Source organism: Neorhizobium puerariae (genome assembly GCF_042429745.1).
Lineage (GTDB): Bacteria > Pseudomonadota > Alphaproteobacteria > Rhizobiales > Rhizobiaceae > Neorhizobium > Neorhizobium puerariae.
Window position 1 is genome coordinate 21,270 of the sequence record NZ_JBHMAA010000055.1, and the last position, 7,018, is coordinate 28,287.

8 protein-coding genes are annotated in these 7,018 nt (G+C 62.4%); all 8 read left to right on the forward strand.

Annotation, left to right across the window (positions count from 1 at the left end; genetic code table 11):
- Positions 1 to 15: 15 nt before the first annotated feature.
- The 8 genes from ACFFP0_RS30760 to ACFFP0_RS30795 all read left to right on the forward strand — a co-directional run bounded on the left by ACFFP0_RS30760 (position 16) and on the right by ACFFP0_RS30795 (position 6,776).
- Entirely contained in the window at positions 16 to 963 is a 948-nt protein-coding gene (locus ACFFP0_RS30760) for an ABC transporter ATP-binding protein (protein ID WP_377266045.1), read from the forward strand.
- Positions 960 to 1,958 (forward strand): oligopeptide/dipeptide ABC transporter ATP-binding protein, encoded by a 999-nt coding sequence (locus ACFFP0_RS30765; protein ID WP_377266046.1) that lies wholly within the window; start codon positions 960 to 962, stop codon positions 1,956 to 1,958. Before ACFFP0_RS30760 ends, ACFFP0_RS30765 begins: the two co-directional genes overlap by 4 nt.
- Entirely contained in the window at positions 1,958 to 2,890 is a 933-nt protein-coding gene (locus tag ACFFP0_RS30770; RefSeq protein WP_377266047.1) for an ABC transporter permease, read from the forward strand. The genes ACFFP0_RS30765 and ACFFP0_RS30770 overlap by 1 nt, the downstream gene beginning before the upstream one ends.
- Positions 2,877 to 3,743, forward strand: a complete 867-nt coding sequence (locus ACFFP0_RS30775; RefSeq protein WP_377266048.1) for an ABC transporter permease — start codon at positions 2,877 to 2,879, stop codon at positions 3,741 to 3,743. The genes ACFFP0_RS30770 and ACFFP0_RS30775 overlap by 14 nt, the downstream gene beginning before the upstream one ends.
- 16 nt (positions 3,744 to 3,759) lie before the next feature.
- Entirely contained in the window at positions 3,760 to 4,563 is an 804-nt protein-coding gene (locus ACFFP0_RS30780; RefSeq protein ID WP_377266049.1) for a glycerophosphodiester phosphodiesterase, read from the forward strand.
- Positions 4,556 to 5,377, forward strand: a complete 822-nt coding sequence (locus ACFFP0_RS30785; protein WP_377266050.1) for an inositol monophosphatase family protein — start codon at positions 4,556 to 4,558, stop codon at positions 5,375 to 5,377. The genes ACFFP0_RS30780 and ACFFP0_RS30785 overlap by 8 nt, the downstream gene beginning before the upstream one ends.
- A 160-nt stretch (positions 5,378 to 5,537) precedes the next feature.
- Positions 5,538 to 6,224 (forward strand): fumarylacetoacetate hydrolase family protein, encoded by a 687-nt coding sequence (locus ACFFP0_RS30790; protein WP_377266051.1) that lies wholly within the window; start codon positions 5,538 to 5,540, stop codon positions 6,222 to 6,224.
- 24 nt (positions 6,225 to 6,248) lie between these two features.
- Entirely contained in the window at positions 6,249 to 6,776 is a 528-nt protein-coding gene (locus tag ACFFP0_RS30795; protein WP_377266052.1) for a gamma carbonic anhydrase family protein, read from the forward strand.
- The last annotated feature ends 242 nt before the right edge of the window (positions 6,777 to 7,018 follow it).

Sequence of the window (7,018 nt, forward strand, 5' to 3'; positions counted from 1 at the left end):
CTCCGGGAGGAGACAATGTCAAAACTCTTGACCGTTCGCGATCTGGTCGTCCAGGTGCCGGCGCGAGGCACCAGGATCATCGATGGCGTCAACTTCTCGCTCGACGCCGGCCAGACGCTCGGATTGGTCGGCGAATCCGGCTGCGGCAAAAGCATGACCTGCTATGCCGTCGCCCGGGCGCTGCCCCGCGGGATCGCTCAGACGGCTGGAACGATATCGCTGAAGGGAATTGCGCAGAAGAACGGCAGGGCGCAGCAACCGTCGGTCGCGATGATCTTCCAGGACCCGACGAGCAGCCTCAATCCGGTTCATACCATCGGTTATTATCTGGAAACGGCCCTCTATCGACATCAGGGTCTCAAGGGCAAGGACGCCCAGCTTGAAGCGATGCGGCTTCTCGAACGCGTGGGCATCGACCGGGCGAAAAACCGGCTGCGCGCCTACCCTCACCAATTCTCCGGCGGCATGAACCAGCGCGTGATGATCGCGCACGCCCTCGCCGCCAGGCCCAAATTGCTCATTGCCGACGAACCCACCACGGCGCTCGACGTGACGACGCAGGCCCAGATCCTTCACCTTATCGAGGAGCTGAGAGCGGAAACGGGCATGGCCTTGCTGATCGTCTCGCACGACCTCGGGGTGATCGCCAGATTGGCGGATCGCGCGGCGGTGATGTATTGCGGCAAGATCGTAGAGACGGCGCCTGTCGGCGATCTGCTGGAGCGCGCGGCGCATCCCTATGCCCGCGCATTGATCAACTGCATGCCGACCATCGATCCTGACGACCTCGAGCCGCCGATCCCGATCCCCGGAACCGTCCCTCTCCTCGATAACCTTCCCGCAGGATGCTACTACCACCCGCGCTGCTCGCGCGCGAGCGACCGCTGCACTGCCGGCTTTCCCGCTCCCGCCAATGTTGGCCCTCTTCATGAGGCCGCCTGTCACCACCCGGTGAGTGCATGAATACGCCTCTTCTTCAAACCTGCGACGTGACCAAGGCGTTCCGTTTGAAATCGGGGCTGTTCATGAAGCCGTCCGTGCATGTGGCGGCAAATTCCATCGACCTCGAACTGGCGCGGCGCGAACGGATCGGCGTGGTCGGCGAATCCGGCAGTGGAAAATCAACGCTTGGCCGGCTTCTGCTCGGGCTGACCTCTCCGACGAAGGGCGAGGTCCTGTTCGAAGGCGTAAGGCACGCGGATCGCACATCGCGGGACTGGTCGACGTTTCGCAGGCAGACGTCCCTGGTGCAGCAAAATCCCCTCTCTGCCCTGAACCCTCAGATGACGATCGGTGAGCAGGTGGCGGAGGCCGTATGGGTCCATCGCGTCGCCGACCGCGCCGGCGCCCGCGAGCGCGCAGCCGCGATGATTGAACGGGTTGGGCTTTCGAGCACGATGATGAGCCGCTATCCGCACCAGATGTCCGGGGGCCAGCGCCAGCGCGTCGTCATCGCGCGCGCACTGATCCTCGAACCAAAACTGGTCGTGTTCGATGAAGCCGTGTCCGCCCTCGACGTGTCGGTTCAGGCGCAGGTCGTTTCGATCCTGAGGTCACTCTGGCAGGAACTGGATCTTGCCTACGTCTTCATCACCCATGACTTGCGCATCGTCCGGCACCTCGTCGATCGTATCGCCGTGATGTATCTCGGCCGCGTCGTCGAGACGGGCGACATCAGGTCGGTCTACGCCTGGCCCCGACATCCTTACACCCGGGCACTCCTGGCATCCGTGCCCGCGATGGACCCGCGGGTTCGCAACGTGGAGCCGCCGATCCACGGCGAACTCGACGCCGGCAAGCTAGTGCAAGGATGCGCCTTCCGGTCGCGCTGTCCGTTCGCCATCGACAGGTGCACTTCCGAAATACCGGCGCTTCACAAGGCCGGAGACCAGCATGTGGCGTGCCATCGCGCCGAGGAACTCCCGCGCTCGATCGTTAGCCGGATGGAGATCGCATAATGGCTCGCTTCATCCTTGCACGGCTCGTTCGAGCCCTCGTGGTGCTGTTTCTCACGGTCACCTTCGTCTTCATCGTTCTTCGCCTGAGCGGGGACCCGGCGGAGCAGATGCTGGGCGACATCGCCACGCCGGAAGCGCTGGCGGCGTTCCGGGCCAATTGGGGGCTGGACAAGCCGATCCCGGTGCAGTTCCTCATCTACATAACGAACGCCATTCGGGGAGATTTCGGAACGTCGTTTGCCGATGGCCGCGAGGTATTCGTGATCATCGGCGAGCGCATCCCGAAGACGCTTCTGGTGACGGTCTCCGCCTTCTTTGTGAGCATCCTTATCGGGGTGCCGGCGGGAATTATCGCAGCGGTGCGCCGGGAAACCGCCACCGACAAGATTGTCATGACGGGAGCCGTGCTGGGCTACAGCATTCCCAATTTCCTGCTTGGCCTTGTCTTCATCTTTATCTTTGCGGTGTGGCTGCGTGTCCTGCCCAGTTCGGGAAGCGCCACGTTGCAGCATGCCGTTCTGCCCGCGGCAACCTTTGCCCTGTTCAATGCAGCCGCCGTCGCGCGTTTCGCCCGCTCGACGCTGATCGACGTCCTGGGCCAACCCTACATCGCCGCCGCCCGCGCCGACGGAGTGCCGGAATGGGAGATCATCTTCCGGCACGCGCTCCCGAATGCCGCGATTCCCATGGTGACCATGCTGGGCTTCATCGCCGGCGGTTTGCTGGGCGGTGCCGTCCTGGTCGAGCCGGTATTCGCCTGGCCGGGATTGGGTAGCGGCTTCGTCCGTGCCGCAACGACCGGCGATCTCAACGTCGTGCAAGCCATGATCATTCTCTTTACCGCGTTCATGGTCACGATCAACCTGACCGTCGACATCCTGTACGCCGTCCTCAATCCGAAAATCAGGCTGCAAAACAATGATGCCAGCTAGGGCACCCGACCTGCCGAGACGGCGATCCTGGAGCTTCGCCTCGCGGATTCCATTCAGCATCTGGCTATGCGTCGCATGGATCGCCATCATCGTGATGATTGGCGCCACCACGCAGTGGATCGCGCCTTACGACTATCTTCAGCAGTCTCCTCTTTCGCGCTTCGCCCCGCCCGGGAGACTATCGGGATATTTCCTGGGCACGGATCACCTCGGGCGAGATCTGCTCAGCAACCTGTTGGTCGCAACGCAAACGACGTTGATGATCGCGATTGTCGGCTCCCTTATCTGTGCATTCATCGGCACAAGCCTAGGCTTTCTCGCCGCGCATTTTGGCGGCTGGACCGACAATCTGATCATGGGCTTTGCCGATGCGATGTCGTCCGTACCCTTCATCATCATCGCGCTGGGCGTACTGGCTTTCTTTGGTTCGAGCCCGCTGCTTTTCGTGTTTCTCGTGGGAGTCGCCTCCTGGGAACGTTATGCCCGCCTCACCCGCGGCCTTGTCCTCGGCGCCAACCAGGAAGGATATGCCGAGGCGGCCCGCATCGTCGGCGTACCGTCCCTTCGCATCTACCTGCGGCACGTTCTTCCCAATATCGCCGGACCGCTCATTGTCCAGCTCACCGTGAACTTCCCGGAAATCATCCTGCTCGAAAGCGGGTTGAGCTTCCTGGGCCTGGGCATCCAGCCGCCGGCGACGAGCCTCGGGCTCATGGTGGCCGACGGCAGGAACTATCTGGCGATCGCCTGGTGGCTGACGGCGCTGCCGGGCCTGATCATCGTGCTCACGACCTTGTCCATCAGCCTCCTCGGCGACTATCTGCGCGACCGGTTCGACGCGCGGCTCCGCTAAATGAAAGGAAAAGAAAATGAACCCGCTTAGAACGACCCCGGAGACCATGCGTCTCGCCGGTCACCGCGGCCACAGCGCAGGCGCGCCGGAAAATACGCTCGCCTCGTTCCGGAAAGCCCGTGAATTCGCGGGGCGCGGCGTCACCTGCGAGACCGATCTGCGGATCACCAGCGATGGCGAACTCGTCCTGATCCACGACGAAACGGTGGACCGCACGACCAACGGCCGTGGCCTCATCCGCAACATGACCTATTCGGCAATCGCCGGACTTGACGCCGGCGGCTGGTTCGGCAACGAATTTGCGGGAGAGCGTGTTCCACTGCTCAAGGACGCCCTGCAGCTCGCCCGTGAACTCGGCATCGTCTATCAGCTCGAACTCAAGACCTACGACCGCGATGACGTTTTCTTCCCGAAGCTGCGGGCGGTCATCGACGAACTGGGCTGCGCCGATCTTCTGCAGTTCTCCTCGTTCGACTTCGTTCAGCTGCGCGCGATCAAGAAAGCGATACCGGAAGTGCCGACGGTCGGCCTGTCTCATTCGCGGCTGATCGATCCGGCGGCAATCGCACGCGAGGCGAACCTGGATGCCGTCAATCTGGAAATCTACCACTTCCCGAGCGGCGAAGCCCGCCAGCTTCACGATGGTGGCATCGCGGCCTTCCTGCATGTGCCGCGCCCGGAACGGCTCAGGAATCTGAAAGAGTACGGCGTTGATGTCGAGGCCGACGTCGTTCGATGGATTCGGAAAGGCCAGCTGGATCAGCTGATCAGCGACGATGTCGCCCAGGTCGCACGCCTCCGGGACGCTGCCCATGGATGATTGCTGTAGTGGCTCGAACCCGTCCGGGCGCACGGTCGAGGCGGTCGTCGAAGAGATCGCGCGTAAGGCCGGCGAGCTCGCCCTCGTCCATTTCCGATCCCTCTCAAGTCTTCCGGTCGAGAAGAAGGGACACCTCGATCTCGTGACCAAGGCCGACAAGGATGTCGAGGAATTCCTGATCGCCCGTTTGCGGCAGGCGTTCCCGACCGACGGGATTTTCGGCGAGGAAGGCGGCGAGATCATGGGCACCTCCGGTCGGACCTGGGTCATCGATCCGATCGACGGCACGTTCAACTTCGTCCGCGGCGGCCCGAACTGGGCAGTTTCCATCGGCCTCTACGAGAACCGCCGGCCGGTATTCGGCGTGATCCATGCGCCTGTGCGCGATCTGACGCTCACCGGCGGGACGTCCGTCGAGACACGCCTGGACGGCAAGCCCATGCGGGCTCTTCCCGCCCTCGACCTCTCGCAGGCTTCCATCGGCATCGGTCTGCACCCGTCGGTCGCCACCGACGATCGCCTGGAGCTCATGCGGTTCATTTCCGACGAACTGCGGATCAGCTTCAGATGCTGCGGCTCCGCGACCCTCTCGCTCATCGAGGTGGCCATGGGCGAGACCGACGGTTACGTTTCGCTGGGGGACTCGACCTGGGACGTGATGGCAGCGCTGCCCATACTCGCCAATCTCGGTGTCTCCCATACGATCGATTGGGACCGGATCGACCTGCGGGCCAAGCTTCGCTTCGCCTGCGGAAGCGATGTCTTCCTGAAAAAGGTCAGACCTCTTCTGGAGAAAGTGGCGGTGGCGGCATAGTGCCGAGCGGCACGTCCCGAAAACGGCCCACGCTGGAAACCCGAGCGCAGCAAACGAAAATTCCTCGCCGGTTCCCCGTCAGCTCGAAAGGGGCTAGGATTGTCGCGCGAATTGTAAGACAAGGATGATCCCGTCTCCTTTGTCTCCCAGGATGTCTTCCATGCGCGCCACAGTGATCCCCGCTCCCCAGCCCGTGCTTCTCGACGTGGAGGGCGTCGCGGAACAGTTCCCGGTACGCCGGGTCTATTGCGTCGGTCGCAACTATGCCGACCATGCAATCGAAATGGGTCACGATCCGTCGCGCGAGCCGCCATTCTTTTTCCAGAAGAACGCCGACAATCTGTATAACGGCGAGACCTTCCCCTACCCGCCGCTTTCCGCCGACGTCCACTACGAGGTGGAACTCGTCATGGCGCTTTCCGGCGGCGGCGCCGATATTCCGGTCGAGGACGCGCTGTCGAAAATCTACGGCTATGCCGTCGGCGTGGATTTCACCCGCCGCGACCTGCAGGACAAGGCGAAGAAGATGAGTCGCCCCTGGGAGGCGGCAAAAGCCTTCGAAAAATCCGCGCCCGTCTCCGCGCTCGTTCCCGCCTCGAAGATAGGCCATCCGCAGACGGGCACGATCTGGCTGGAGGTCAACGGCCAGCGCAAGCAGAATGGCGACCTGAACCAGATGATCTGGAAACTGCCGGAGATCATCGCGGAGCTTTCGAAGCTCTTCGTGCTGGCGCCCGGCGATGTCATCATGACCGGCACGCCGGCCGGCGTCGGTCCGGTCGTCAAGGGCGACAGGGTGAGCTGCGGCATCGACGGCGTCGGCAGGCTGTCGCTGACGGTCGCCTGAACCAAAAATCCGGGAGGAGGGACCATGCCCGTCTACGCCCTTGGAGAATTCGAGCCGAAGCTGCCCGCCCCGGACAGGTATTGGATTGCGCCGGACGCCAGCGTCATCGGCAAGGTGGAGCTCGGCGAGGATGTCGGCATCTGGTTCGGCTCGGTGCTGCGCGGCGACAATGAGCCCATTACCGTTGGCGCCGGCACCAATATCCAGGAAGGCGTGATGATCCATACCGATCCACGCTATCCGGTGGAAATCGGCCGGGGCTGCACGATCGGGCATCATGCCATCGTCCATGGCTGCATCATCGGCGAGAATTCGCTGGTCGGCATGGGCGCGACGATCCTGAACGGCGCGAGGATCGGCAGGAACTGCCTGATCGGCGCCAACGCACTGGTGACGGAAGGCAAGGAGTTTCCGGACAATTCGCTGATCGTCGGCTCGCCCGCCAAGGCCATCCGCACGCTGGACGAGGAGGCCGTGGAGAAGCTGAAACAGTCGGCCTTGCGCTATATCGAGAACTGGAAGTGCTTCTCCCGGGACCTCCGGCGGCTCTAGCCTTTCCGGGCTGAATTGAAGGGCTCCTCTACAGCATCGTCCCGAAAATCGGAATCGATTTTCGGAAAGCACGATGCATAGATTCAATAGGTTCGTGCATCCTTTGTGCGTCCCAACACGGTACACGACAGTCAGGTTGAGAACGGGATGATGTGATTTGGATGAAGATTCCTGACCAAAGGATCTTCGCCATGCTACCACTTCATACCGTTCTCGCTGAGACGTTAAGCGGGCATTTCTCG